This is a genomic window from Wolbachia endosymbiont of Tetranychus urticae (assembly GCF_046529255.1).
Taxonomy (GTDB): Bacteria; Pseudomonadota; Alphaproteobacteria; order Rickettsiales; family Anaplasmataceae; genus Wolbachia.
In genome coordinates this window covers 1,353,377-1,379,618 of record NZ_CP114181.1, presented here as the reverse complement: position 1 = coordinate 1,379,618, position 26,242 = coordinate 1,353,377, and the positions used below count along the sequence as shown (strand labels likewise).

The following is a 26,242-nucleotide window of genomic DNA, read 5'->3' as shown; positions in this document are numbered from 1 at the left end:
GTAAATGGATACCAAAGTTAAGTTGCGTTTGAATTGGATAGAATTATACAAAAAATTAGGTCATGCAGGTAAAGTGTGTCAACACTATAACATTTCACGCTTTACCTTACGAAAATGGTACAAACGTTATGAAAAGCTAGGTGCACAGGGATTGTCAAACCTTAGTAGCAGGCCTAAAACTTTACCCTTACAAAAAATCAACGAGTCAAATGAGCAGCTCATTCTTCATCTGAGAAAAGCTAGAAAATTAGGAGCAAGACGTATTCAAGCTGAATTGAAGCGTTTACATGATATCTCTTTTGCATTGGCTACTATACACAAAATTTTGAAGAAACACGATGTAAGTCTTTTACGTATTAAACGCCACTATCGCAAGCAGATTAAGCGTTATAACTGCAAAGTGCCAGGAGAGCGTGTACAAATGGATGTTTGCAAAATATCCTCGGGGCTTTATCAATATACTGCTATAGATGATTGTACGCGTTATAAAGTTATCGCATTATACTCAAGGCGTACTTCAAAAAATACTCTGGATTTCTTAAAACAATTAAGGGAAAGGGCTCCATTTCATTGTCAAAGGATTCAAACCGATAGAGGACAAGAATTTTTTACTTACGAAGTGCAAGAGTGTCTAAAAGAATGGAAAATAAAATTCCGTCCAATTAAGCCGTTTTCCCCACATTGAAATGGTAAAGTAGAAAGAGCGCAGCGTACAGATTTAGATGAATTTTATAGTAGCGTTAACATTAAGGATTATGAATTGCAAGTCAAGCTTAGGGATTGGGAAGAATATTATAATAAACAACGTCCTCATAGCTTTCTTCAGGGAAAGACTCCTTGGGAAAAATATAAAGAACTGGAAAAAACAATTCCTTGTCTAAGTGAAATACAAAAAAATTATACTTCATCAAAAGAAACATTTGTCATGCAAAATTACAAACATAACCAAGAGTTAAAGTCACTTCAAAAATACAAAACCTCTTAACAGATATTTCAAGTTCAGACTTGATCTGATAAATTAGTTGCAATAACCTCTATGAATCACACAATTTATTACCTCTCTTTCCCCTTCCACGGTTAAACAACTCTGCTATGCTTCTTATTTGGTTCATTAATAATGAGAATTGGTATTACATCAAGGTGCATGAGTTTTTTTTGTATCCGTTCATCAGAGTAGTAAAATAAGAAAAAGAGAAAAGAAGACTAAATGAATTTCATCCGAGTAGCTGACACTGGCATCTATATAAAGACAATCTAATGCACTCATTTAAAGTGAAGTTTTCTGGATCCCAGTGTCTAGGCACTGGGATGACAAGAAAAGAGTTGACTTGAATGACACCGAATAGGTACTGGGACAGAGGCTACTTGAATAATATTTTACCATGTCATTCCAGCACTTGATGCTGGAATCCAGAAGTTTTTTGAGCACAAAAGTCATGCTAAGTTTTTGTTGTTAAGAAAGGCTGGATAGCTACTTGCATGACACCATTTGTTACTGTGTTTTTGTCTATCTTATTTTGCTACCCTACTGAACGAATACACAAAATCTAACTTTTTTCTATACAACCAGCCAGGTCAAGAAAGGTGAATCTATCTCTTGTTGCAAATGTAAGATTGACTACCTTGCAATATTGCTCTTTGTTCCAATTAAGATGCTCCGGTAAGTACGGAATTGATAGATCTTCAAATACTTTCTGCAGGTGTTTTGCAGATAGTAAATTTTGCTTAATTAAACTAGAAATATTACTCCATTCTTTGTAAATAATCTCTTGAATTTTTTGCTGCATCATTTGCTTCTGCTTTAGAATTTTTATAAATTCGGTATTACCAAAGCACTGAGTTATATGTTTTACATCTAAAGTGATCGGTTTGGTAATCGGGTTTTGTATTGACAATATCTCCTCTTGCAAGTTAGCCATGCTAATCGTTGTCACAGCAATTTTTTCCCCATGTAACGAGGAGGTATAATCCTGTGTGACCATCTCAATTGCATGAGCTATCATATGTTCTCCTTGACTTGCAGAGTAACTGCCTTTTGACATCACCATTCCGAGTCCTGAAATCAATAAGGCTTCCATAAGTAATAAAACTACTCTTTTATCTTTTTTAGCAAGTGCCAAGTGTTCTCTGAGCAAAATTTCCTCCAGATTGCGAACAAGTTTAAAGGGGAGTTCATTATATTCTGTGCCAAGTAATAGATGAGATAATAGCCAATCGGCTTGTACTGTTGAACGGCAGATGAAATCTGCAAATCCACTTAATGTGAGGCGTGGTGGTGCGTTGGCAATTATATCGTTATCAATGTATATTGCCTTTGGAAGATGTGCTCCGAACGATTTTTTATATCCATCAACTAATATTGAAGCGTTTGCAGAGCTATACCCATTCATGGAAGCGGCTGTTGGGAACGATATATAATCTTTTTTCTCGAGGTAGCTTGCATATTTGCAGATATCATTAACAGTGCCACTACCAAATGCAACCATTAAGTCACTATCTTTTGCTTTATTTCTAACTAGGTTTACAGTTTGGAGGGAAGCAGCGCTGTTCAGTCTATTTGGTGTCATCCAAGTAGCGTGACACTGCGATCCATCATAGTCACGCGCTGGAATGACAGTTGTGGCTGGAATGATTAAATGAGAAACTTTATTAAGTATGTTTTTGTTTAAAAGTTTTGCTGTATTTTCATCTGCAATCAGAAAAATGTCATTTCCGTATTGTCTACATATTTCATAGATATTATCAGCAAGTACTGTTACTTCCCTAATAAGAACTTGTTCTGTGTGCTGTAATATTTGTTTTAAATATCGCATAGTATGTTTACAATACGGTAATGTTAGTATTTCAAGATTGATATGAAGATTGACCCTGTAGAACTAACTAAGAAATTAATTTCTTTTAAAAGTATAACACCAAAAGACGATGGGGCAATAGAGCATATAGCAGCCATTCTTAAGAAAAGTGGTTTTGAATGTGAGATTTTAGAGTTTGGTAATAAAGTTAAAAATCTTTATGCGAAATATATAAATGGAGTACCAAACTTGTGTTTTGCTGGACATGTTGATGTTGTACCACCAGGTGAGTTAAAAGATTGGATATCTGATCCATTTAAGCCAGAAGTTAGAGATGGAATGCTATATGGAAGAGGAGCAGCTGATATGAAAAGTGGAATAGCCGCATTTATTGCTGCTATGGTAGATTCAGTTGCAGGTAAGTTTCGATTCAGTGGTTCAATCAGTGCATTGATTACCGGTGCTGAAGAAAGCACGGAAGAACATGGAACAAAGGCCGTTTTGGAATGGATGAAAAGTAAGCAAAAAAAGATAGATTTTTGTATAGTTGGAGAACCAACGAGTAGTGAGAAATTAGGTGATACCATAAAAATAGGTAGAAGAGGTTCTGCAACATTTAAATTGATTTGCCATGGTAAACAAGGGCACGTTGCCTACCCAGACCTAGCGGATAACCCAATATATAAAATGATATCGATATTAAGTAAGATGAAAGATACCACTTTTGATACTGGTAATAAATATTTTCAGCCTTCACATTGCGAAATTACTACTATCGACGTTGGAAATAATACTAATAATCTAATACCTAGTTCAATAGCAGCAGGTTTTAATGTTCGATATAACAATACACAAACACCGGACGTTTTATATAAGATGATTGATGCAATATGCGCCAATGTGACTAACGATTATAAACTTTCTATGCAGAGCAGCAGGGACGTTTTTCTCTCTACTCCTGATAGAAATACTGATATTATGCTTGATGCGATAAATAAAATTACTGGTATTGATGCTGTGCTGAGTACAAATGGTGGCACATCTGATGCTGCGTTTATTAAGGATATTTGTCCAGTAATTGAATTTGGTATGATCAACAAAACCGCACATCAGGTAAATGAATGCGTATCAATAGACGATATACATAAATTAACAGCTATATATAAGGAGTTTATAAAAAATTATTTTTACCCAACTAATAAAATATTAAACCAAATCAATGTAATTGGTAATACGCCTGATAGTCCATTATTAGCTTGAGGTGCAGTTGCATAGAGAAGAAAACTTACTAGACACATTTTACCAACCCCTTATTATAATATTAAGGGTATTTTTGACTCAAAACTCGTCTTTGATCTGTGCAAGCTCAATAACAAAAACTCAGTAAAAAGCTTATTAGCGAAAATTATATGGTATCTGTTCAGCAGAGTGGCAAAATAAAGATAGACAAAAAAAGTATAAGAGAGAAATCGGTGTCATGCAAGTAGCTGACATAGGTTCCTTTATAATGCCAGTGCTCAGACACTGATTTTTGATCGAAAATGTTGTCTTGTTTGTGATGAATTTTCCAGTGTCGCGCATTGATCATTTTTTCTATAGTTGTCTTTTCTCGTCTACCTTATTTTGCTACCCGGCTCTACCTACCCAGATGCTTCTAAGAATTTCTTAAACATTTATAGCTCATACAAAACCCGGTCTGACTGTCATAAAGGCTTGCATGACCGCTTCAGCAAGATAACGTTCGCACTACTTCAAATTCTAATTTTCAACTTAAAACACTAATTCTGGATTAAGGAAGGAAGTATAGGAAATGGAAGGCTTTTTGGATTTCAAGGAATAGGAAATGAGAGTAGAAAAGATGTGAACCAAGAAATTAACGGGAGATCTATGGCGAGTATGTTCAATTTCAAGTCTATTTTTGAGGTAGCCAAAAATCGTCTCAATGATCGACCTTTTTCTCAGCAAAATCTTTTCATGTAGTGAAATTAATGCGTTTTTCATCCCCTTTTTCACCTTGGTAACAAGTTTCAAACCGCGGTTAAACAACTCTTGGAAAAGCTCTTTTTTAATATAGCCTTTATCACCAAACAAAAGACCGGTTAATTTCTTAGTTAGGTTTGCTACAGGCTCTCTATCGTCAACATTACCTCTTGTAAGCGTAAAAGCTTGAATTTCACCTTTCTCGTTAATTATCAAATGTAGTTTAAAGCCGAAAAACCAGCCATATGTACTCTTGCTTAATTTTGCAATTCCAGCAAAAACCTTATTTCTTGATATTCTTTTTGCATGGCAAACTGCAATAGGAGTTGTATCTATGTATGAGATTCCAGTAAGTTCTGACCATCCGCAAAGGCACTGTAATAGCATGGCTAAATGCCACAAAACCCTGGGCTTTAGAGCAACAAACCTAGTGTATGAAGGCAACTTCGAAAACTCTGATTTGTAGAGCAATGTTAGGTAATGCAGGTAGAAAGCCTTAAAATTTTCACAGGGAGATTGCTGATACAGGAGGATTATTGTGATAATTTCCGAATGTGTAATTTCTGGCACTCTTGTGGGTTTTTACCGTTTGGCAGTAGTTTATCTGCAAAATTTTTCTCTATATCTCTGCAAAAATCATCGACCAGACAAAACAGTTTTGTTATATCTTCCATGGGTAACCTCATCTATTTTTTTCTATTTGTTGAGTTTACCCTACTCTCCTGACTTTTCTATTCTCTTTTTAATCCAGAATTAGCGTTTTAAAAAAGGCAGTAGGACACAGGTTAAGGTAAAATTAGGTAGGAAAATTTTTATCTCTATAGTGCAGTTAATCCCAGAAATGGAGAGAATTTTAGCTTATTTGCACCAAACGTCAACACTGATTGTATAAATATGTTCCTTGAACAGATGTCGCAATATTTAGGAATACGAAAGGCTTTTCTCTTGATGGATTGCGCTAGTTGGCATAAGTCAAAAAATTTAAAGGCACCTAAAAATATCGAAATTATATACCTACCACCATACTCACCTGAACTCAATCCTGTTGAGAGGTTTTGGTTATATATAAAACAGAACATTTTGCGCAATAAAATCTACGATACAATTGTTCTGCTTGAATGCGCTTTGTGTAAATTTATTACCTCTCTTTCCCCTTCCACGGTTAAACAACTCTGCTATGCTTCTTATTTGGTTCATTAATAATGAGAATTAGTATAAGAAATTAACCGGTCTTTTGTTTGGTGATAAAGGCTATATTAAAAAAGAGCTTTTCCAAGAGTTGTTTAACCGCGGTTTGAAACTTGTTACCAAGGTGAAAAAGGGGATGAAAAACGCATTAATTTCACTACATGAAAAGATTTTGCTGAGAAAAAGGTCGATCATTGAGACGATTTTTGGCTACCTCAAAAATAGACTTGAAATTGAACATACTCGCCATAGATCTCCCGTTAATTTCTTGGTTCACATCTTTTCTACTCTCATTTCCTATTCCTTGAAATCCAAAAAGCCTTCCATTTCCTATACTTTCTTCCTTCCTTAATCCAGAATTAGCGTTTAAAGAGGTACATAATGTCAAATAACTTCAATTTCAAAGAATTTTTTCACCATCACGAAGCAAATAGCACTTTAGATGATATACAAAGGTACTTCGTACTGTGGCAATCAGTGATATTACAGGCAACGATTGATGCAGCAAGTAACTGTAAAAAAACAGAAAGCTTGGTAGAGAAACGTAAAGCAATTTCCTGGCTGTCAGACTTTAGCCAAGATTTTGTTGAAACATTTATACTGGCTGACTGCGATCCGATATACGTAAAAAACAAAATACAGCCAATTTTAAAAAAGATAAAGCCCTTTTAATGAGGTTTGCCCCTCTCACCAAGAAAAATATCATTTAATCTTTTTTCTATAGCTTCATCTATATCTTGGATTAATAGCTGCTTTATCATATTTACTTTCCGTTCTGCCTCTTGAAGATTATTGTTACCGTAACTGTTCTTATTACTATAACCATAACTACTACCATTTGGTTTATTACTCATTTTTCTTCTTGTGCTGAGTATCTGAACTATCTTTTCCTTGAAAAAAGACTTCCAGCCTGTGCCAGAAAATAATTTGTAGAGAAAATGTGGAGTAAGAAACGCTACTAATATTCTAATAGAAACTCCATAACCCAAATCATCTCTATTTTCATAATACCATTTTAAATATTGATATAAATGGTAAAATGCATTTTTGAAAGAGCTAAATTCTACAGCATACCAAAAGCCACTGGTGAGAAACATGAGCATAATGCTCGATGTATAAAGATACAGAGTGAAAAGAAATAGCTTAACAACTATATCTTTCAAACTGCCCAGTATGTAATTAAATAACCTTAATTTATAAAAAAGTGATATCATTTCACGCACACTTCAATAAAGCTGGGGTGGAAGGATTCGAACCTTCGCGTGGCGGTATCAAAAACCGCTGCCTTACCACTTGGCTACACCCCAATATTGTTTATATCAATAACATTATTAACCCAATTAGTAAAAGATTTATTCGCTTTTCCTATGGGTATTATCACAACGGCTGGTTGATCATAAGAATGCATTGCCTCGATTTTTTCTACAATCTTATCAGCCTGATCATTCCTACTCTTCATAATTGTCACCACTTCACAATTACTATTAATTTTACCTTCCCATAGATACAGAGAATTTACCTCAGGAAATATATTTACACACACAATTAACTTCTCATTTAACAATTCTTCAGAAATAGCCTTAGCCTCTTTCAAGTTTGAAAAAGTTATATAGACTAAAACTAAATTGCTCATTAATCGCTACATAAATGCACTTCACTATACTGCACTTAGATTTATTCATCAAGAGAAAATAGAAGAGACTTCTTCAGTGCTTGACACACAGAAATTGAAGATGTCATTTAGTAGTTCTCCTCTTGTCATGCAAGTAGCTATCCAGCCTTTCTTAACAACAAAAACTTAGCATGACTTTTGTGCTCAAAAAACTTCTGGATTCTAGCATCAAGTGCTGGAATGACATGGTAAAATATTATTCAAGTAGCCTCTGTCCCAGTACCTATTCGGTGTCATTCAAGTCAACTCTTTTCTTGTCATCCCAGTGCCTAGACACTGGGATCCAGAAAACTTCACTTTAAATGAGTGCATTAGATTGTCTTTATATAGATGCCAGTGTCAGCTACTCGGATGAAATTCATTTAGTCTTCTTTTCTCATCTACCTTACTACTTTCTTGAACGGATACCATTAACGCTAATTCTGGATTAAAAAGAGAATAGAAAAGTCAGGAGAGTAGGGTAAACTCAACAAATAGAAAAAAATAGATGAGGTTACCCATGGAAGATATAACAAAACTGTTTTGTCTGGTCGATGATTTTTGCAGAGATATAGAGAAAAATTTTGCAGATAAACTACTGCCAAACGGTAAAAACCCACAAGAGTGCCAGAAATTACACATTCGGAAATTATCACAATAATCCTCCTGTATCAGCAATCTCCCTGTGAAAATTTTAAGGCTTTCTACCTGCATTACCTAACATTGCTCTACAAATCAGAGTTTTCGAAGTTGCCTTCATACACTAGGTTTGTTGCTCTAAAGCCCAGGGTTTTGTGGCATTTAGCCATGCTATTACAGTGCCTTTGCGGATGGTCAGAACTTACTGGAATCTCATACATAGATACAACTCCTATTGCAGTTTGCCATGCAAAAAGAATATCAAGAAATAAGGTTTTTGCTGGAATTGCAAAATTAAGCAAGAGTACATATGGCTGGTTTTTCGGCTTTAAACTACATTTGATAATTAACGAGAAAGGTGAAATTCAAGCTTTTACGCTTACAAGAGGTAATGTTGACGATAGAGAGCCTGTAGCAAACCTAACTAAGAAATTAACCGGTCTTTTGTTTGGTGATAAAGGCTATATTAAAAAAGAGCTTTTCCAAGAGTTGTTTAACCGCGGTTTGAAACTTGTTACCAAGGTGAAAAAGGGGATGAAAAACGCATTAATTTCACTACATGAAAAGATTTTGCTGAGAAAAAGGTCGATCATTGAGACGATTTTTGGCTACCTCAAAAATAGACTTGAAATTGAACATACTCGCCATAGATCTCCCGTTAATTTCTTGGTTCACATCTTTTCTACTCTCATTTCCTATTCCTTGAAATCCAAAAAGCCTTCCATTTCCTATACTTTCTTCCTTCCTTAATCCAGAATTAGCGTTCATAGGATTTACAGCCAGCAAATTCAGAACAGATTCAGTTAATACTCACATTCTTGATAAGGAAAGGTATGTGAAAGATATTGTTGCTACAGTGAAGGATATTAACGATAGGGGCTCATATAAACAATTTTTGCTTTATGAAATAAAAAACACGAAGTTCAAGCTGGATAACATCAGAATATAAGTTAAAACCAAAGCGGAAGAAGGCATTAAAATAGGGGATCAAGTAAAATTATCAGCAAAACTCTTTCCTCCAAAAATTGCGCCTTCGGAATATGCATATGATTTCGCAAGAATAGCATATTATCAGAAAATAAGTGCAACAGGCTTTGCAACAAGCAAAATAGTCCTGTACAAAAAGGCTGAAGCAAGAAAATTTCAAGAGTATATAGAATCTTTCCGTCAATATATCTATGAAAACCTACAGCAAAATACCAAAAAGCCACACGCGGACATAATCTCTGCATTATTAATTGGCAAAAAAGACGGGATAGATCAAAAAACTATGAATGCGATACGAGATTCAGGTATAGCACATTTATTCGCTATATCTGGTTTACATTTATCGTTTGTTGCTGGTCTGTTTTTTATAGTATTCCGTAATTTATTTGCAATATCTGAAACTTTGACTCTTAAATATAACACTAAAAAAATATCTGCATTCTTTACTATCTTGCCAACTACCTTTTATTTGTTGATTACCGGTATGCAAATTTCTGCTCAGCGTGCCTACGTCATGGTGATCTTGGTACTTGTTGCAATAATCATAGAAAGGCAATATCGAGAATTAATAGCAATTGCGTTTGCTGCTTCGATGATACTCATAGTGGAGCCAGAAGCAATCTTAAAGCCAGGTTTTCAAATGTCATTTTCTGCTGTTTTGGCACTAGTTGCCAGCTATCAGCTCAATGCTCATAAGTTATTCAAAATAAAAATAATAAAATATTTTGTGTCGATAATGATCAGCTCAGTCATAGCAAGTTTAGCAACTGTTCCGTACACAATATACAATTTTAACTATTGTTCAATCAGTGGCATTATCACAAATTTGATTGCTATACCAATAGTTACACTCATTATTATTCCACTTGGAATAATTTATGTTTTATTGATTCCTTTAGGTATTGAATGGATTATAGCGCCATTTATAGAGCGCCCAATTGACAGTATCTTGTGTATAACAAATGCAATCGCTAGTCTTCAGTATTTGGTTATTCCCACTCGCACTTTTCCTGGCTCATCAATTATTATAATAACACTTGGGTTATTGTGGCTATGCTTATGGGAAAGGAATTGGCGTTTTTTTGGAATTTTCTTTATTGTGCTGGGTATTTTCTCTAGCGCTATGTATAGAACCCCTGACATCCTGGTCAGTATTGATAATCTTGCTGTAAAAGAAGATGACAGTTTACTATATTCTCTTACTAGGAAAAATAGGAACTTTGTTGTCAAAACATGGACTAAACAAAACGGGCAGAATCAAATTTTGAATCACACTAAATTCAGTAATTCAAACAAAAGGCTAAAATGTAATGATTATGACTGTATATATAATAAAGGAAATAATAAGTCAGTGTTGCTAGCTTATAAAAAAGAAGATATTGTAGAAAGTTGTAACAATGTCGATCTAGCAATTCAGCTAAGCAAATTCAACTATCCAGCTTGCAATACTAAAACCATCAAGTATGCTGACTTAGAGGCATATGGCACACACTCTGTTTGGCTAACAGATGGTGGCATAAAGGTTATTAAAGTGCGTTCTAATCGTCCTTGGCATAAGCTAAAAAACTTGTTTTAAAAGTGTTATTAGTATATAATTAATTAGGTGCTAGGAAGTTTATGCCTTTAGATATAATAAATCCTTTAAGTGTTAAAGTAGATCATAATTTTGCCAAAATAGATGATGCTATTGGTTTTTTCCCTAGATTATGGCGTGCAGCAAAGAAATATTCCGTAAGTAACACTCTACCTATAGCAGCTGTAAATACTTGGCTTCAATTTTCTTTGGCTTATGTAGCTGCAATAATAACTAGTAATAATTTAAGCTTTATTACAGATATTTTTAACCCAACATTCATGCCAATTTATACTTTGGTTTCTATTATTCTTTTAACAACTTTTGCAGCCTCTTCTGCTATGAGATATATGCATAAGCAGAAGATAAAAGAAGGAAAAAAGCCGATAGAGGAATTAATAAATGATAAAATTAGAGGTGGCAAAGACAACGAGATAAGTGAACTTGCTGAAAATGCTCTAAAAATAGAGATAAAACCAAATTTAAGTCTTGTAGGTCGCAAAAAAGCAAACTTTTCAATAATTTTGCCAATTTCTGAAAATCAAAGAAAAACATTAGATGATCAAAGACAAGAGAATAAAAATAAGGCCATTTTTCTTACCATAACATATATAATTAGCACTGTAATTATAGTTGGCGCATTAATACAAAATAGATTTAGCTTTGCCAATGTTCAGGATTTGGAATGGGCCATAGTTGCACTGGCTAGTATCATTGCTATTGTTGGGATATGTATAACATTCAGCAAGCTAAAAAACAATGAGATAAACAATAATCATAATATTGTTAAAAAGTTTAACAATTTGGATATTCTCTTTCCATTCAGAAGAGGTGGGGTTGTATCGGTAATAGAAAAAAAGACAAAAGATGAGGAAGAAAATGATTCTATATCTCAATTGATAAAATTACTTGATAAGCACTTGACTGATTTTACAGATAAAATTGTTGCTTCATTTGATAAGTAGCTAGATGAAGTTAAAGATCTACTTGATAATAGCCTTCTAAAGGCTGCAAATGATGAAATTCAAGAAACACTTGTCATCTACAAGGAATTAGAGGAGACATCAAAAAAAGATTTAGATAAGTTGCGTAAGGAAATGATGGTCATTTTAAGCGAAGCTAAAGGGTTGGCAAAAAGAACAAATTCACTAAACATTGAAAGCATTTTTTCTAATTTAGAGAATACTATTAAAATCGCTGAAGATAAGGTTGAGCGATTTGAACCAAGCAGATTTGTTGGCTTTTTTCAATCTAGAGAAGAAATAATTAGCAACGACAACGATTTTTTTTGTATGTTGAAAAAGCAAGAAGAAGCGGAAAAGATAAAGAAGGAATTAGAAGAAGAACTAAAAAAAGTAAAAGATGAACTAGAGGAATTAAAGAATAAACAGACTCAATCAAATGAACCTAATAGCAGTGAAGGCAGTATTACTGCTACTCCTTTTGACAAACAACGGGATGAAGAGAAAAAAGCAAAAGAAAAAAATAGACTATTAAAATCAAAAAAAAGGATGAAAGAGCTGGAGCAAGAAAATGCAAAATTGGAAAAAGAATTATCTGAACAAGAAAAAATGGATGAATGGAGAAAAAAAGTTAACGGTAAAGCAAGTGACTTTCTATATTATTTATTAGAGTCTATTAAGCTAGAAGAAAAAGATAAAAAAGAAGAAAAGAGGGAGTTAACGCTACGGGATTTTGATAATAAAATAATAATTTACTGGAAAGATGGCTCTCAAATAATTTGCCATATTAAAAACAAGACGGCCTTCAAATTCAACCTAGTACAAAAGTTGATTTTGTGAATCCAGATGTTCATGCAGCATTCAAAGTAGCTTGCGCAGGGTAGTGACCATAGATATAACCTTAAATGTTAATAGTGACGAAAAAAAAATTAAGGCTAGATACTTACATAGCTAAAAAGTGCAACATATCACGCAGTAAAGCGCAAAGATTGGTACAAGATGAGCGGGTAACATTATTTGGCACGCCGATAATTAATAATGACCACATAGTAAAACCAGGTGAAGAGTATATAGTACATCTCGTTCAACCTGACATATCCACATCAATTGAACCTAACTATAATATAAAGCTTGATATCATCTACGAAGATGGGGACATTATAGTTCTGAGTAAACAAAGTAGATTAACAGTACACCCAGGTGCTGGAACAAACAATGATACACTCCTGAATGCGGTGATCGCTCACCTTGGCAAAATTCCATATACAAATACAAGACCAGGAATTGTTCACAGGCTTGATAAAGATACTAGTGGACTCATGGTAATTGCAAAAAATGAACAATCCCACAGCTTCTTGTCTGAACTGCTATCAAATCGTAAAATAAAAAGGGAATACTTAGCAGTAATTTGGGGAGCATTACCTAATCTGCAAGGAACAGTAAAAACCCATATTGCTCCAAAACGCAGTAATAAAGAAATGATGTGTGTCACAAAAACAGCAGGTAAATTAGCAATCACTCATTATTCAGTGAAGAAAATTATAGGGCAAGCAAGCCTGGTTAAATGTACTTTAGAGACAGGCAGAACACACCAAATTCGAGTACACATGAGCCACATAGGACATTCTGTAGTTGGTGATCAAGTTTACGGAAAAAATAGTAGTAAAAGTGAAAAACATGCTAAAAACTCTGACTTTATCCGTAATTTCAATAGACAGGCACTACATGCTCACACGCTAGGCTTATATCATCCAAAAAGTAAAGAATATATAGAATTTGTTTCTGATTTACCACAAGACATGCAAGTCTTAATCGGTGAATTTGAAAATATATCTTAACAACATTCATATCAATATTATCATCCATGTTATCAAAAGGTTAATTAATGGGAGAAAAACTGCTGCACTACCTAGATCTTTCACTTTTTTTGAAAGTATATGTTGTTCACTGGAAATACGCTCAATTGTTGTTTCAAAAGCAGTGTTAATAATTTCTACAATTAACACCAAAAATAGGCTACTTATACCAATTCCCGCTATACAAACGCTAATTCTGGATTAAGGAAGGAAGAAAGTATAGGAAATGGAAGGCTTTTTGGATTTCAAGGAATAGGAAATGAGAGTAGAAAAGATGTGAACCAAGAAATTAACGGGAGATCTATGGCGAGTATGTTCAATTTCAAGTCTATTTTTGAGGTAGCCAAAAATCGTCTCAATGATCGACCTTTTTCTCAGCAAAATCTTTTCATGTAGTGAAATTAATGCGTTTTTCATCCCCTTTTTCACCTTGGTAACAAGTTTCAAACCGCGGTTAAACAACTCTTGGAAAAGCTCTTTTTTAATATAGCCTTTATCACCAAACAAAAGACCGGTTAATTTCTTATACTAATTCTCATTATTAATGAACCAAATAAGAAGCATAGCAGAGTTGTTTAACCGTGGAAGGGGAAAGAGAGGTAATAAATTTACACAAAGCGCATTCAAGCAGAACAATTGTATCGTAGATTTTATTGCGTAAAATGTTCTGTTTTATATATAACCAAAACCTCTCAACAGGATTGAGTTCAGGTGAGTATGGTGGTAGGTATATAATTTCGATATTTTTAGGTGCCTTTAAATTTTTTGACTTATGCCAACTAGCGCAATCCATCAAGAGAAAAGCCTTTCGTATTCCTAAATATTGCGACATCTGTTCAAGGAATATATTTATACAATCAGTGTTGACGTTTGGTGCAAATAAGCTAAAATTCTCTCCATTTCTGGGATTAACTGCACTATAGAGATAAAAATTTTCCTACCTAATTTTACCTTAACCTGTGTCCTACTGCCTTTTTTAAAACGCTAATTCTGGATTAAAAAGAGAATAGAAAAGTCAGGAGAGTAGGGTAAACTCAACAAATAGAAAAAAATAGATGAGGTTACCCATGGAAGATATAACAAAACTGTTTTGTCTGGTCGATGATTTTTGCAGAGATATAGAGAAAAATTTTGCAGATAAACTACTGCCAAACGGTAAAAACCCACAAGAGTGCCAGAAATTACACATTCGGAAATTATCACAATAATCCTCCTGTATCAGCAATCTCCCTGTGAAAATTTTAAGGCTTTCTACCTGCATTACCTAACATTGCTCTACAAACAGAGTTTTCGAAGTTGCCTTCATACACTAGGTTTGTTGCTCTAAAGCCCAGGGTTTTGTGGCATTTAGCCATGCTATTACAGTGCCTTTGCGGATGGTCAGAACTTACTGGAATCTCATACATAGATACAACTCCTATTGCAGTTTGCCATGCAAAAAGAATATCAAGAAATAAGGTTTTTGCTGGAATTGCAAAATTAAGCAAGAGTACATATGGCTGGTTTTTCGGCTTTAAACTACATTTGATAATTAACGAGAAAGGTGAAATTCAAGCTTTTACGCTTACAAGAGGTAATGTTGACGATAGAGAGCCTGTAGCAAACCTAACTAAGAAATTAACCGGTCTTTTGTTTGGTGATAAAGGCTATATTAAAAAAGAGCTTTTCCAAGAGTTGTTTAACCGCGGTTTGAAACTTGTTACCAAGGTGAAAAAGGGGATGAAAAACGCATTAATTTCACTACATGAAAAGATTTTGCTGAGAAAAAGGTCGATCATTGAGACGATTTTTGGCTACCTCAAAAATAGACTTGAAATTGAACATACTCGCCATAGATCTCCCGTTAATTTCTTGGTTCACATCTTTTCTACTCTCATTTCCTATTCCTTGAAATCCAAAAAGCCTTCCATTTCCTATACTTTCTTCCTTCCTTAATCCAGAATTAGCGTTGCCAACGTAAGTTTTAATAATCCTTCAGTATATTGTGAGGGATTTTTGGCAAAGGATTATACAATTTCTTTTAATGCATGGATTTTCTAAAGAAAAATTACGGCAGGTATTACTGAATAGTAATACTGAAAAAGCAGCCTAATGGTAGTGTATAAAAGGTATTTACTAGACGTTTTTCTATAATCTAATTAGCATCTAGAGGATTGACTTTATGAATATCGTCCTCTAAACTGCCGTTACCAAGATTCGAACTTGGGACCTCGTCATTACCAATGACGTACTCTACCACCTGAGCTACAACGGCAAGTTCACGTATTATGATAATGAATAACATGAAAAAAAATAAGGAAAAAGAAGAAGAGAGAAAAAGATTGGCAAAAGCTTTAAAGCAAAATATTCTAAAAAGAAAAAAACAGCAACAGAGTAGACAAGATGCCAGAACTCCCAGAAGTGGAAGTAATCTCTAACTTCTTATTTGATAAAATCAAAAATAAGAAAATAAGTAATGTTACAGTCAATAATTGGAATTTGCGTGTACCAATAACGAAGAATATTGATGATTTGCTAAAGGGCAAAGTTATAAATGATATCAAGCGTAGAGGTAAATATATAATCTCGAATATAGATGCTAGTATGGCTGTAATCATACACCTTGGCATGAGCGGAAAGCTTATATATGCTGAAGACAATCAAGCACAGAACAAACATGATCATGTGATATTCTTATTTTCTGACAACACTTCACTAATCTTTAATGACCCAAGAAGGTTTGGATTAGTGATTGTTTTAAACAGAGAGCAAGAACTAAATTTTTTTAATAACCTAGGAATAGAACCCCTCACAGATGAATTTGACGGACATTATTTACAGAAGTTGCTAAAGAACAGAAAAGCAAATATCAAATCAGTATTAATGAATAATAAGCTAATAGTTGGCGTAGGTAACATATATGCTTCTGAGAGCTTATTTAGAGCTCGCATATCACCACTTAGGCTAGCACAAGATTTAACATATATAGAGTGCGAAAAACTTGCTATCGAAATAAAAAATACTCTGAGTGATGCAATTGCTGCTGGTGGTTCAACACTGAAAGATTATGCACAACCATCTGGATCTGCTGGATACTTTCAAAATAACTTTTACGTATATGGTAAAGTGCAAAAACCTTGCAGAATCTGCAACAATATCATAACACTTATACGACAAAATGGTCGTAGCACTTATTTTTGCAATGCATGTCAGAATTAAATTTTATTTTTGCATATGACACTCTTACCTGAAAAAGATCCTTTTGATTTGTTCTCAAAGTGGTATCAAGAAGTACTTAATTTTCCGTGTAAAGAGTCAACTGCAATGACGCTAGCAACGTGTAGCAAAGACTGCATTCCATCTGCAAGAGTGGTATTACTAAAGGAGTATAGTAAAGAAGGTTTTGTGTTCTTCACTAACGCAAACAGTAGAAAAGGAAAAGAATTGACTGAGAACCCCAAAGCTGCACTCGTATTTCATTGGACAGAATTTTCTAGACAAGTACGAATTGAAGGAGAAGTTAGGCTTCTAAGCGGCAAAAAGGCTGACGAATATTTCTCCTCTCGAGCACGTGATAGTCAAATTAGCGCGTGGTGCTCAAAACAATCAAGAGTTCTGAAAGATTGGCAAGATTTTGAGCAGGCTATAGAATTGAAAGAGAAAGAATTTCACAATACACAAGTTTCTCGTCCTGACTTTTGGGTGGGATTTTGCGTAATCCCAAAGGTAATTGAATTTTGGCAAGAAGGTGAATATAGGAAACACACTAGATTTAGATATACTCTTGTTGAGAAAAGCAATTGGAAAGTGGAACAATTATATCCCTAACGTTAGAGAAAGCTACTCTGCAGATCAAAGATAAGGATTTATTGTCATAACAGGACCTGATCAAGTAACTTTTTATGGTTTAAAAACTTGTTGTATGTAACGTATTGTAATACTTACGCAAAATATTTTAGTGCATTCTCAAATATGAGCATTCCATCACCATATTTTGGCATAGCCACTCCTGAACGTTTACATTTTTCTTTTTCAAGAGGCCAGTTGTCCTGCTGAGTAAAAAATATTCCTCTCTCTGGGTGAGGCATTAAAGCTAAAACTCTACCACTTTTGTCTGACAAAGCTGCCAGGTCGTATATAGATCCGTTTGGATTGTAAGGAAATTGTAAATTTGCATAGTCACCATTTTCATCAACGTAACGCAGTGCAACGGAATTATTTTCAATCAATTGATTTAAAATATCTTGATCCATAAAAAACCTGCCTTCTCCATGAGCAACAGGAAGATATAGCTCACTCAGGCCCCGTAGCCAAACAGAACTACTCTGCGGATTAACTCTCACTCTAATCCAACGACATTGGTAATTACCTATATCATTAGAGGTTAAAGCTAGATTAGAGAATTCTGGAACTAATTTTACTAATATCTGGCAACCATTACATATCCCTATAATAAGCTTATCTTGAGATAAGAAATTTTGAAATTCGTCTAACAAGTTGTTTTTTATACGCAAAGCAAATGCATTGCCAGCACCAGTGTCATCACCGTAAGAAAAACCTCCTGGAATTGCAAGTATATTACTTGATTTTAGTTCATCTGAATTACTTATAACTTCATTAATGTGAACGATTTTTACTTCAATATTATTAATACCAAGCTTTCTGCTGCATTCCATAAATGCAAATGCAGTTTCTTTTTCACAATTCAAGCCATAACCAGATAAAACAATAATTTTCATGAATCAAAAAACTCAAACTTTCTTTTTACAAAATTTGCTATTAAATTCAAAGCAAATAGCATTAACAATAAACCCATAATTGCAATAGCAGCAAGCTCAATAAATGCAATTTCAGGACTACTTGACCATATGTATATTTGTACAGGTAAAACAGTTGCCGGATCGAAGAAGGATGTAGGTGTATCAGCAATAAATGCTACCATGCCTATCATAAGTAAAGGGGAAGATTCGCCTAAAATCCTTGCAATTGCAAGCACTGCACCATGTATTATCCGTGGCAACGCAATCGGTAAAGAGTGATCCAATATCACCTTGATGTGAGGTGCACCTAGCGCAAACGCTGCATCTTTTATTGCAATAGGAACATTTGTAAAGGCATTTTTTGTTGCAATAATAATATTAGGCAGCATCATAAATGAAAGAGTCATCCCGCCAACAAGCGGTGAAGAACGGGGTAAACCAAATATGCCCAAGTAGAGAGTCAGTCCTACCACACCAAATATTATCGAAGGCACTGCAGCAAGGTTATTCATGCTAATTTCTACAATACTGGTTATTAGCCTATTTCTAGGCATAAATTCATAAAGACAGATACCTGACATAATTCCTATTGGCAATGCCAACGCTAAGCATACTATAATTGTCATTAATGAACCGATAAATGCCCCTAAAATCCCTGCATTCTCAGGCTCACAAGAATCAGACTTAAGAAACAGAGACTTATTAAAAAATTTTCTTACTCTTCCCTTCTCTTTTAACCAATCAAGTAATTTAGCATAATGATCATTCAAACATTTATTTTTATATAGTGAATTGATCACACTCGATGCGGTAAACCAGATCTCATATTCACCACTATTTTTTACTCTCTTACGAAAAAATTTCTCTAGTTCTTTGTAAGAATTACGACTTAAAATTTCGTCACCGTCTTTAAAATCAGTTCCTTCAAACACCTTACGTAAAGAATTGTTGAGTAAGCCAATGGACTTATATCGTAAATCACCAGGATTATTAGTTAAAATAAGATCAGCATTTATTTCAACTGGCAATAAAATTTTCGTTACTGTTAAAGCACTGTAAGAGTTAACTAATATACTCAACAATATACACACAGGACAGCCAAGTGAGATAACTAGTGCCGTGAAAGAACAAAAGCGTAACGCTCTGTTCTTTTTATTTTTTCTTTTTACACGAGCATGTACGCGCTTAGATTGAAGTAACTTAAGGAAGTTTTTCTTTATTATACCCATTTACTTTTCTTTACAGGAGGATTTGAAAAGACTTTCCCCTTTTTCCAGTGCTTGACACTGAGATCTAGCAGGCTTTGCCTGCAAATAATTTTTATATTTCTCATGAAAGCACAAAACAAAAGGAGAATCTGGATCCCAGTGTCAAACATTGGGATGACACCACAGCAGGAGGGAAAGTACAGTTGTGCGCCACACACTGGGATAATAAGAGAGAGTTTTGAGATGATACAATTGACATCACTCCCTATTGTATCTACTTAGATTTTTTTAACATAAGTAGTACGTTCTTTGATCCTTGCAGCTTTCCCAAATAGCTTGCACAGATAATATAATTTTGCTCTACGGACCTTTCCCTTTCTTATCACTTGTACTGAAATTAATGCAGGAGAGTAAACAAAAAATTGTGATACTATACTTTCTCCATGACTTACCTTTCTAACTGAAAAAGAAGAGTGTAATCCACGATTTCTTTTTGATATACATACGCCCTCAAATATCTGTATACGCTCACCCGTACTATCAACTACCTTAAAAGTGACCTTCAAATCATCGCCAGGACAAAAAACCGGCATCTCTTTGGCTAATCTTTGTATTTGTTGTTCGTTAAATTTTTCAAGCAAGTTTGTCATTTATCATCTCCATTCAACAATTCAGGTCGACGTTCCTTTGTTCTAACGTATGACTGTTCCCTTCTCCAATCACTTATTTTTCTGTGATTGCCAGACAACAGAACCTCAGGAACTTTGTACCTACTCCACTGCTCAGGCCTAGTATATTGAGGATATTCAAGCATACCACCACTATAACTAAAACTTTCTTCAGCAACGCTATCGAAATTATTTACTACACCTGGAAGAAGCCTAATACATGCATCAAGAACCACCATTGCAGCTGGCTCACCTCCCGAAAGTATATAATCTCCAATACTTAACTCATAAGGAGTATACACATCAATTACTCTTTGGTCAACACCTTCAAATCGACCACACAATATTGTTACATGAGGAATTTCTGTTAACTCCTTTGCAATGCTCTGATTAAATTTTGTACCAGATGGAGTCATATAAATAAATCTAGTATTTTTATGAGCAGAAAGCACATTATCAACTGCATTACCAATCACATCTGGGCGCATAACCATCCCTGCTCCACCTCCATATGGAACATCATCCACAGTTGAATGTTTATCTTTAGCAAAAGAACGAATATTTACTATTTCAAGATTCCATATTTTTTTTTCCAACGCTCTTCCAGCAAGAGAATAGTTCAAAAATCCGGGGAACATTTCTGGAAATATGGTTAATATTGTAACATTGAACGCCATTAAGGTTTATTTAAGTTATTTGGGGCTATACTCTAAGAACAGTAAATTGATATGATACATAGTTAAATTAAATATGCCACTGAATAAAACGATATACGAAGGTAAAGCCAAAGTCATTATTGAAACTGAAGACTCATCAACTGTTATACAGTACTTTAAAGATGATGTTACAGCATTCAATAAGGAAAAATATAAAATTATTGAGGGCAAAGGAATAATTAATAATCATGTTAGTGCTTTTATCATGGAAAAGCTTGAAGAAGCAGGAATTAGCACGCACTTTATAAAAGCTCTAAACGAAAGAGAACAGCTAGTCAAAAAGCTCAAGATAATACCTCTTGAGGTAGTGGTTAGAAATATTGCAGCTGGCAGCTTTTGCAAACGTTTTAATATCAAAGAAGGTGAGGCACTTACATCTCCTATAATCGAGTTTTTTTACAAAAATGATGACCTAGCCGACCCAATGGTGAATGAAAATCACATACTATATTTTGGTTGGTTATCCCATAAAGAAATGGAAGTAGTTAAAACTACAACTTTAAAGATCAACAAAATCTTAGTCGACCTATTTTCAAATGCAAATATATATTTAGTTGATCTCAAGTTAGAATTTGGCAAATTGATAAACAACAGCACTAAAATCATTTTAGCCGATGAAATCAGCCCTGATAATTGTAGGCTATGGGATAAAAATACTCATAAAAAGCTAGACAAAGATGTTTTCCGTTTAAATCTAGGAAACTTAAAGGAAGCATACTCAGAAGTTGCAAAAAGACTGTCGGTAAAGTTAGACTAACTAAATACTACTCTATCAAGTGGAGGCTGACATGCTTCATCAAGTTTTCCAATAATCTCAATTTTTTCTCCACGCTTTTGGAAATGGCTTTCCACATCCTTCATATTATCGGGATCTACAATCAGTACTATACCTATGCCGCAATTAAATGTTTTTAACATTTCTCTCTTTTCTATTTTGCCTTCTTCTTTCAGCCATAAAAATATATCTGGCCATTTCCAAGAATTAATATTTATGTCTACAAATAAATTTCCTGAGAGAATTCTTGGGATATTGTCTATTAACCCGCCACCTGTTATATGCGCAATGCCTTTTACCTTTGGCATAATAGGCAACAAAGAATCAACATATATCTTTGTTGGCTTAAGTAATATTTCACCCCAAGATTTATTATTCCATGGAGATATATCATTATAATTTATACCTAAGCTTTTAAAAATATGGCGCACCAAAGAAAATCCATTTGAGTGAATTCCATTTGATTCTAAACCAACTACACAGTCACCTGCTTTCATTATACTACAATTTGGAAGAATTTGCTTTCGATCAACAACACCAACCACAAACCCTGCAAGGTCATAGTGATTGTTACCATACATTCCAGGCATTTCTGCAGTTTCTCCACCAACTAATGCTATTTTAGATTCCTTGCACCCTTCTGCAATGCCCTGGATTACAGACAATAAAACGTTTTTGTTTAAAACGCCTGTTGCAAAGTAATCAAGGAAAAATAAAGGTGTTGCTCCTTGTGCAAGTAGATCATTTACACACATTGCAACTAAGTCTATACCTATAGTATCATGCTTATTCACCTCTTGAGCTATTAATAGTTTTGTGCCCACTCCATCAGTTGAGGAAACAAGTACTGGATGGTCGTATTTCTTACTCAGCGAAGAAAAGTCAAACAATGCAGAAAATGATCCTACTTCACTAATTACTTCTTCTCCTTTAGTCTTTTCAATAATAGGTTTAACTTTTTTTATTAGTTCATTATATAGTTTAAGGTCTATTCCAGATTTAGCATAAGTATTCATAACGCCTTCATAAATCTTATAATTATTAATACTACATTAATGCTTTGACACAAAAAGCGCAACGAAACTTTCTCTTAAATTGACTACTACATGCCTACCAATATAGGGTTAACTTAAATCATTTATACTTTTATCCAATGAATAAAAACATAATGTTAATAACAGAATGCCTATCAGGACGAATTCTTCATGATTTTGCTAGTTCTATGCAAGGAATAGTGGGTGGATTGGAAGAGCTTGAAGAAAACAATCCTAATATGCAAAACGAAGCATTGTCATTGCTTAAAGAAAGCTCCGATGATTTAATATATAAATATAAAGTTATGAAGCAAGCGTATTCTCATTCATCAGATAATTGCAGCTTTGTTAAGACTAAATCCAATATAGAAAATTATTTATTTAAAAAAAAAGTAAAGCTTCAGTGGAGGGTAAGTGAATGTCCTACAGAAAACTTAATTGAAAAAATAAATAAGATAATTTCCAATATGGTGATAACTATAATCAGTGCAGTGGCACAAATTGAATTAGTGTCTATTTTACTGACTAAAACAGAAGATAAAACACTACTCACTATAAAAGTAGTAAATGAACATAAATCAATAAGTACATTATTAGTGAGCAAATTAACAAAAAAAAATGATATTCGTTTGGATACAAAAGACATTATTATCTATATGACTTCTTTACTGTTAGAACAGTATAACACTAAAATCAATTGCACTTGTGAAAGTAATTCACTGAATATAGGCTTAACTATAACTTGAGGTGGCTTCATATTTCATAAAAAGGAATCGATACTATAAATTTGAATCTTGGATAAGGAAAGGAAAAATTTTGTGGAGTAACTTAGACATAAAATCTGTAGTTAATTTCTTTGCAGGGAGTGTTAAATAAACTGTGTCAAACCGAGAAGTAAAAATAAAATAGAAACAAAAAAATGGAGGTTTAACACAGTTTATTTAACACTCCCCTTTTTCCTGCAGTAATGAATTATTATGAAGCTTGCATTTTCTGTCGCTTGCTACTGGGATAGTTTGATAGTTGCAGTACATGTCTATCAATGATAAAATAAAGATCAGTTTATTTTGATACTATGATTAGGGTACTCTTTGTTGCACTATTATTTTTTTGTGGTGGTTATGCACTTGCAAAACAGGAACCAAGACCAATAGCTGGTGATAACCACATAAAGGTAATGAATTATAATCCACAGGCTATACATAAGTACACGGGCTTTTATGGTTATCAATCCAGCATATTGTTTGAGCCAGGGGAGGTAATAGAGAGTCTTTCAATGGGTGATGCAACCGGTTGGCAGCTCCTTCCTCAAGGTAATAGATTATTTATTAAGCCTATAGATGATATTGCCGATACTAATGCAACTATAATTACCAATAAAAGAGTTTATTATTTCGAGTTTCATGCTGAAGAAGCAAACGGGCTAGATGATCCAAGGTTAGCATATGAAGTAAGGTTTCTTTATCCACTGTTTAACGGTGATGAAATTTATTCAACGAGTAACGGTGATATTCTAGAGCAAGCTAGTCATACCACTATCCCTGATATAAGTGATATTGAGGTTATAAAGAAAGGCTTGAATTTTAACTATTCCATCTCGCACGTTAAAGGCAGTCAATCAATAATACCAATTAAGGTTTTTGATGACGGAAAATTTACATATCTACAATTTAATAAAATAAACTCTGATTTCCCGGCAGTTTTTATGGTTGATTCTGCAGGATATGAATCCTTGATAAATTTTCGTACAGTTGATGACTACCTGATAATTGAAAGAGTAAGCTCGGTATTTACCTTAAGAAACGGATCAAGCACAGTCTGCCTGTTTAATGAAAACATACCTTTCAAAAAAGGTAAGTGATTAAAGGCTATAGTATTCTTATAGGTGCAAAATTCTTTCTATGGTGCTTCGTAATTCCATGAAGGCCAATAGCGCTGAGGTGTTCTTTTGTTCCATATCCCTTATTTTTATACCAATTATATTGAGGATGTTTATTATGCAATTCTTCCACAAGCCGATCTCTTGTAACTTTTGCAACGATTGAAGCAGCTGCGATTGATATACTTAAGCTATCACCATTCACTATAGATTTTACTTGCCATTTTACTTCAGGTGGTTGATTACCATCAACTAGCACATAATCTAGTTCTAGATTCAAGTTTGCCAACGCACGTTTCATTGAAAGCTTTGTTGCTTGCAAAATATTGTATGAGTTTATTTCTTCTACGCTTGCCATTCCTATACCAAATTTTGCAACAGACGTTATTTTTTCGTATAGAACTTGCCTACACTTGGGGGTTAGCTTTTTTGAGTCGTTTATTCCATCAATAACCGTATCTCTATCAGTAAATATTACAGCTGCAGATATCACTGGACCGGCAAGCGGACCTCTTCCAACTTCATCTACTCCTGCTATAATTCCTGATAATGTATCTTCTAATGTGAAATCTGGATATTTCATAGTTCCTATAATAAGAAAGTTAAAGCAAAAATCGAACAAACGATAGAAATTATCCAAAATTTTATAACTATTGTATTTTCTGACCACCCTTTCTTTTCAAAGTGATGATGTATTGGTGTCATAAGGAAAATTCTTCTTCCTGCTCCATATCTAAATTTTGTATATTTAAAATATGATACCTGAATAATCACAGATAAAGTCTCTATTACAAAGATTATTCCAATAACGGCAAAAAGCATTTCTTTTTTAATTAGAGCACTAGTGAGTCCTAAAGCTGCACCGATTGATAGGCTTCCAACATCACCCATAAATATTTTTGCTGGATGTGTGTTAAACCACAAGAAACTTAAAATAGCTCCTATAAATGCAATGCAGAATAAAGTAATGTTTACATCTGTCTGAGTGATGTATGCAATTAGCCCCAAAAAAGCAAAGGAAGTAATGGCTTGAGTTGCAGCAAGGCCATCTAGGCCATCTGTAAGATTCACAGCATTAGAAGAGCCGACAATTACAAATGCAGCAAACGGAAGATATAGATAGCCAAGGTCGATTGCTACTTCTCTAAATAGAGAAATTTTTGTAAAACCTTCAGCAGATTGTAGCTTAAGTATAAACATACAGACCAGAGTAACGACAAACTGAATAAGTATTTTGGTTTTTGCACTTAAACCTCGGTGGTGATTTGTCTTCAATTTTAAATAGTCATCAATAAATCCAAGTAGAGCAAAAAATAGAGTTATAAATACCAGCAATGAAATTTCTGGTGTTAATTGAGTCCAAAGCAGGATTGGTAATAAAGCAGAAGTTAGTATTATTATTCCACCCATAGGTGGTATATTCTTTTTTGTTATTAAATGACTTTCTGGTCCATATGATCTGATTGGTTGTCCATCTTTACTTATCTTTTTTAGAAGTTTTATAAAATAGGGAAAGAGAATAAACCCAAAAATAAATGAGATAAAAAACGTCTTTGTAGATGAGATCACCTGCCTATTCAAAATTAACTAGATAT

The 26,242-nt window shown here is 34.2% G+C and carries 22 protein-coding genes, 2 tRNA genes and 9 pseudogenes; 17 read left to right on the top strand and 16 right to left on the bottom strand.

The window, feature by feature from the left end:
* The first annotated feature begins 4 nt into the window (after positions 1-4).
* Positions 5-985 (top strand): annotated as a pseudogene (locus O1Q06_RS07205) (IS481 family transposase).
* Between the two features lie 562 nt (positions 986-1,547).
* On the opposite strand, the gene O1Q06_RS07200 reads toward O1Q06_RS07205, so the two are convergent.
* Complete coding sequence (locus tag O1Q06_RS07200; protein ID WP_410542533.1) at positions 1,548-2,813, bottom strand: iron-containing alcohol dehydrogenase; 1,266 nt, start codon at positions 2,811-2,813, stop codon at positions 1,548-1,550.
* A 42-nt stretch (positions 2,814-2,855) separates the two neighbouring features.
* Here O1Q06_RS07200 and dapE point away from each other — a divergent pair, with 42 nt between their 5' ends.
* Positions 2,856-4,052 carry a succinyl-diaminopimelate desuccinylase gene (dapE, locus tag O1Q06_RS07195; RefSeq protein ID WP_410542532.1) on the top strand — a complete coding sequence of 399 codons (1,197 nt, stop codon included), beginning with the start codon at positions 2,856-2,858 and terminating at the stop codon, positions 4,050-4,052.
* Between the two features lie 510 nt (positions 4,053-4,562).
* Here dapE and O1Q06_RS07190 read toward each other — a convergent pair.
* Positions 4,563-5,446, bottom strand: a pseudogene (locus O1Q06_RS07190) (IS982 family transposase).
* Between the two features lie 86 nt (positions 5,447-5,532).
* Here O1Q06_RS07190 and O1Q06_RS07185 point away from each other — a divergent pair.
* The 3 genes and pseudogenes from O1Q06_RS07185 to O1Q06_RS07175 form a co-directional block, all read left to right on the top strand.
* A pseudogene (locus O1Q06_RS07185) lies at positions 5,533-5,972 on the top strand (IS630 family transposase); the annotation flags it as partial.
* 16 nt (positions 5,973-5,988) lie between these two features.
* Positions 5,989-6,312: pseudogene (locus O1Q06_RS07180) on the top strand (transposase); the annotation flags it as partial.
* A gap of 29 nt (positions 6,313-6,341) precedes the next feature.
* Positions 6,342-6,632 (top strand): hypothetical protein, encoded by a 291-nt coding sequence (locus O1Q06_RS07175; protein WP_410542531.1) that lies wholly within the window; start codon positions 6,342-6,344, stop codon positions 6,630-6,632.
* Here the strand turns inward: O1Q06_RS07175 and O1Q06_RS07170 are convergent.
* From O1Q06_RS07170 to cutA, 3 genes are all read right to left on the bottom strand, one after another.
* Positions 6,629-7,174: a hypothetical protein gene (locus tag O1Q06_RS07170; RefSeq protein ID WP_015587954.1), complete on the bottom strand. Its 546-nt coding sequence runs from the start codon at positions 7,172-7,174 to the stop codon at positions 6,629-6,631. The two genes, O1Q06_RS07175 and O1Q06_RS07170, sit on opposite strands and share 4 nt — an antisense overlap.
* A gap of 21 nt (positions 7,175-7,195) precedes the next feature.
* Positions 7,196-7,267, bottom strand: a tRNA-Gln gene (locus O1Q06_RS07165).
* Positions 7,258-7,593: a divalent-cation tolerance protein CutA gene (cutA, locus tag O1Q06_RS07160; protein ID WP_010402294.1), complete on the bottom strand. Its 336-nt coding sequence runs from the start codon at positions 7,591-7,593 to the stop codon at positions 7,258-7,260. The genes O1Q06_RS07165 and cutA overlap by 10 nt, the downstream gene beginning before the upstream one ends.
* Positions 7,594-8,131: 538 nt before the next feature.
* Here cutA and O1Q06_RS07155 point away from each other — a divergent pair.
* The 5 genes and pseudogenes from O1Q06_RS07155 to O1Q06_RS07135 all read left to right on the top strand — a co-directional run bounded on the left by O1Q06_RS07155 (position 8,132) and on the right by O1Q06_RS07135 (position 13,610).
* Positions 8,132-9,000, top strand: a pseudogene (locus O1Q06_RS07155) (IS982 family transposase).
* Positions 8,981-10,813 (top strand): annotated as a pseudogene (locus O1Q06_RS07150) (ComEC/Rec2 family competence protein). Before O1Q06_RS07155 ends, O1Q06_RS07150 begins: the two co-directional pseudogenes overlap by 20 nt.
* Before the next feature lie 41 nt (positions 10,814-10,854).
* Complete coding sequence (locus O1Q06_RS07145; protein ID WP_410542530.1) at positions 10,855-11,775, top strand: hypothetical protein; 921 nt, start codon at positions 10,855-10,857, stop codon at positions 11,773-11,775.
* 120 nt (positions 11,776-11,895) lie between these two features.
* On the top strand, positions 11,896-12,612 hold the full coding sequence (locus O1Q06_RS07140; protein WP_410542529.1) for a hypothetical protein: 717 nt from the start codon (positions 11,896-11,898) through the stop codon (positions 12,610-12,612).
* Positions 12,613-12,677: 65 nt separating this feature from the next.
* Positions 12,678-13,610: an RluA family pseudouridine synthase gene (locus O1Q06_RS07135; protein WP_410542528.1), complete on the top strand. Its 933-nt coding sequence runs from the start codon at positions 12,678-12,680 to the stop codon at positions 13,608-13,610.
* Positions 13,611-13,616: 6 nt separating this feature from the next.
* Here the strand turns inward: O1Q06_RS07135 and O1Q06_RS07130 are convergent, their stop codons facing one another.
* The 3 genes and pseudogenes from O1Q06_RS07130 to O1Q06_RS07120 all read right to left on the bottom strand — a co-directional run.
* Positions 13,617-13,796, bottom strand: coding sequence for a diacylglycerol kinase (locus tag O1Q06_RS07130; RefSeq protein WP_410543173.1), 180 nt, complete (start codon positions 13,794-13,796; stop codon positions 13,617-13,619).
* Positions 13,797-13,829: 33 nt separating this feature from the next.
* Positions 13,830-14,153 (bottom strand): annotated as a pseudogene (locus O1Q06_RS07125) (transposase); the annotation flags it as partial.
* 16 nt (positions 14,154-14,169) lie between these two features.
* A pseudogene (locus tag O1Q06_RS07120) lies at positions 14,170-14,609 on the bottom strand (IS630 family transposase); the annotation flags it as partial.
* Positions 14,610-14,695: 86 nt separating this feature from the next.
* Between O1Q06_RS07120 and O1Q06_RS07115 the strand changes: the two are divergent.
* Positions 14,696-15,563: pseudogene (locus O1Q06_RS07115) on the top strand (IS982 family transposase).
* 246 nt (positions 15,564-15,809) lie between these two features.
* On the opposite strand, the gene O1Q06_RS07110 reads toward O1Q06_RS07115, so the two are convergent.
* Positions 15,810-15,882: transfer RNA gene (locus O1Q06_RS07110), tRNA-Thr, on the bottom strand.
* A 28-nt stretch (positions 15,883-15,910) separates the two neighbouring features.
* On the opposite strand from O1Q06_RS07110, the gene O1Q06_RS07105 reads away from it, so the two are divergent.
* From O1Q06_RS07105 to pdxH, 3 genes are read left to right on the top strand one after another with little or no spacing between them, the layout of a single operon-like run.
* A complete protein-coding gene (locus O1Q06_RS07105; RefSeq protein WP_255324779.1) occupies positions 15,911-16,045 on the top strand; it encodes a hypothetical protein in 135 nt (44 codons plus the stop codon).
* The gene (gene mutM / locus O1Q06_RS07100) at positions 16,011-16,826 is read left to right on the top strand and encodes a bifunctional DNA-formamidopyrimidine glycosylase/DNA-(apurinic or apyrimidinic site) lyase (protein WP_264375214.1); all 816 of its coding nucleotides are present in this window, start codon (positions 16,011-16,013) and stop codon (positions 16,824-16,826) included. The genes O1Q06_RS07105 and mutM overlap by 35 nt, the downstream gene beginning before the upstream one ends.
* A gap of 15 nt (positions 16,827-16,841) precedes the next feature.
* Positions 16,842-17,435: a pyridoxamine 5'-phosphate oxidase gene (pdxH, locus tag O1Q06_RS07095; protein WP_410542527.1), complete on the top strand. Its 594-nt coding sequence runs from the start codon at positions 16,842-16,844 to the stop codon at positions 17,433-17,435.
* A 113-nt stretch (positions 17,436-17,548) separates the two neighbouring features.
* On the opposite strand, the gene O1Q06_RS07090 is transcribed toward pdxH, so the two are convergent.
* From O1Q06_RS07090 to trmD, 4 genes are all read right to left on the bottom strand, one after another.
* The gene (locus O1Q06_RS07090; protein ID WP_108784327.1) at positions 17,549-18,346 is read right to left on the bottom strand and encodes a phosphoribosylformylglycinamidine synthase subunit PurQ; all 798 of its coding nucleotides are present in this window, start codon (positions 18,344-18,346) and stop codon (positions 17,549-17,551) included.
* On the bottom strand, positions 18,343-19,596 hold the full coding sequence (locus tag O1Q06_RS07085) for a DUF3333 domain-containing protein (protein WP_410542526.1): 1,254 nt from the start codon (positions 19,594-19,596) through the stop codon (positions 18,343-18,345). The genes O1Q06_RS07090 and O1Q06_RS07085 overlap by 4 nt, the downstream gene beginning before the upstream one ends.
* Before the next feature lie 257 nt (positions 19,597-19,853).
* The gene (gene rplS / locus O1Q06_RS07080) at positions 19,854-20,225 is read right to left on the bottom strand and encodes a 50S ribosomal protein L19 (protein WP_410542525.1); all 372 of its coding nucleotides are present in this window, start codon (positions 20,223-20,225) and stop codon (positions 19,854-19,856) included.
* Entirely contained in the window at positions 20,222-20,920 is a 699-nt protein-coding gene (gene trmD / locus O1Q06_RS07075) for a tRNA (guanosine(37)-N1)-methyltransferase TrmD (protein WP_410542524.1), read from the bottom strand. The genes rplS and trmD overlap by 4 nt, the downstream gene beginning before the upstream one ends.
* 73 nt (positions 20,921-20,993) lie before the next feature.
* Between trmD and purC the strand changes: the two genes are divergently transcribed.
* Complete coding sequence (purC, locus tag O1Q06_RS07070) at positions 20,994-21,716, top strand: phosphoribosylaminoimidazolesuccinocarboxamide synthase (RefSeq protein WP_410542523.1); 723 nt, start codon at positions 20,994-20,996, stop codon at positions 21,714-21,716.
* Here the strand turns inward: purC and purM are convergent.
* Entirely contained in the window at positions 21,713-22,750 is a 1,038-nt protein-coding gene (gene purM, locus O1Q06_RS07065; RefSeq protein ID WP_019236866.1) for a phosphoribosylformylglycinamidine cyclo-ligase, read from the bottom strand. The genes purC and purM overlap by 4 nt on opposite strands.
* Positions 22,751-22,887: 137 nt before the next feature.
* Here purM and O1Q06_RS07060 point away from each other — a divergent pair, with 137 nt between their 5' ends.
* Both O1Q06_RS07060 and virB9 read left to right on the top strand, forming a co-directional pair.
* On the top strand, positions 22,888-23,514 hold the full coding sequence (locus tag O1Q06_RS07060) for a histidine phosphotransferase family protein (protein ID WP_410542522.1): 627 nt from the start codon (positions 22,888-22,890) through the stop codon (positions 23,512-23,514).
* A gap of 329 nt (positions 23,515-23,843) precedes the next feature.
* Positions 23,844-24,629 (top strand): P-type conjugative transfer protein VirB9, encoded by a 786-nt coding sequence (gene virB9, locus O1Q06_RS07055; RefSeq protein ID WP_410542521.1) that lies wholly within the window; start codon positions 23,844-23,846, stop codon positions 24,627-24,629.
* A 7-nt stretch (positions 24,630-24,636) separates the two neighbouring features.
* Here virB9 and O1Q06_RS07050 read toward each other — a convergent pair whose 3' ends face one another.
* Both O1Q06_RS07050 and mraY read right to left on the bottom strand, forming a co-directional pair.
* Positions 24,637-25,230, bottom strand: a complete 594-nt coding sequence (locus tag O1Q06_RS07050; RefSeq protein ID WP_410542520.1) for a ribonuclease HII — start codon at positions 25,228-25,230, stop codon at positions 24,637-24,639.
* A gap of 5 nt (positions 25,231-25,235) precedes the next feature.
* Positions 25,236-26,216 (bottom strand): phospho-N-acetylmuramoyl-pentapeptide-transferase, encoded by a 981-nt coding sequence (mraY, locus tag O1Q06_RS07045; protein ID WP_410542519.1) that lies wholly within the window; start codon positions 26,214-26,216, stop codon positions 25,236-25,238.
* Positions 26,217-26,242 lie beyond the last annotated feature (26 nt).

Coding starts and splice junctions, on each gene's coding strand:
- O1Q06_RS07170 (WP_015587954.1), bottom strand. CDS start 7,174: ATGATATCACTTTTTTATAAATTAAGGTTATTTAATTACATACTGGGC.
- purC (WP_410542523.1), top strand. CDS start 20,994: ATGCCACTGAATAAAACGATATACGAAGGTAAAGCCAAAGTCATTATT.
- O1Q06_RS07085 (WP_410542526.1), bottom strand. CDS start 19,596: ATGGGTATAATAAAGAAAAACTTCCTTAAGTTACTTCAATCTAAGCGC.
- O1Q06_RS07060 (WP_410542522.1), top strand. CDS start 22,888: ATGAATAAAAACATAATGTTAATAACAGAATGCCTATCAGGACGAATT.
- O1Q06_RS07200 (WP_410542533.1), bottom strand. CDS start 2,813: ATGCGATATTTAAAACAAATATTACAGCACACAGAACAAGTTCTTATT.
- dapE (WP_410542532.1), top strand. CDS start 2,856: ATGAAGATTGACCCTGTAGAACTAACTAAGAAATTAATTTCTTTTAAA.
- O1Q06_RS07145 (WP_410542530.1), top strand. CDS start 10,855: ATGCCTTTAGATATAATAAATCCTTTAAGTGTTAAAGTAGATCATAAT.
- O1Q06_RS07175 (WP_410542531.1), top strand. CDS start 6,342: ATGTCAAATAACTTCAATTTCAAAGAATTTTTTCACCATCACGAAGCA.
- rplS (WP_410542525.1), bottom strand. CDS start 20,225: ATGACAAACTTGCTTGAAAAATTTAACGAACAACAAATACAAAGATTA.
- mutM (WP_264375214.1), top strand. CDS start 16,011: ATGCCAGAACTCCCAGAAGTGGAAGTAATCTCTAACTTCTTATTTGAT.
- cutA (WP_010402294.1), bottom strand. CDS start 7,593: ATGAGCAATTTAGTTTTAGTCTATATAACTTTTTCAAACTTGAAAGAG.
- virB9 (WP_410542521.1), top strand. CDS start 23,844: ATGATTAGGGTACTCTTTGTTGCACTATTATTTTTTTGTGGTGGTTAT.
- trmD (WP_410542524.1), bottom strand. CDS start 20,920: ATGGCGTTCAATGTTACAATATTAACCATATTTCCAGAAATGTTCCCC.
- O1Q06_RS07105 (WP_255324779.1), top strand. CDS start 15,911: ATGAAAAAAAATAAGGAAAAAGAAGAAGAGAGAAAAAGATTGGCAAAA.
- O1Q06_RS07090 (WP_108784327.1), bottom strand. CDS start 18,346: ATGAAAATTATTGTTTTATCTGGTTATGGCTTGAATTGTGAAAAAGAA.
- purM (WP_019236866.1), bottom strand. CDS start 22,750: ATGAATACTTATGCTAAATCTGGAATAGACCTTAAACTATATAATGAA.
- O1Q06_RS07135 (WP_410542528.1), top strand. CDS start 12,678: ATGTTAATAGTGACGAAAAAAAAATTAAGGCTAGATACTTACATAGCT.
- pdxH (WP_410542527.1), top strand. CDS start 16,842: ATGACACTCTTACCTGAAAAAGATCCTTTTGATTTGTTCTCAAAGTGG.
- O1Q06_RS07050 (WP_410542520.1), bottom strand. CDS start 25,230: ATGAAATATCCAGATTTCACATTAGAAGATACATTATCAGGAATTATA.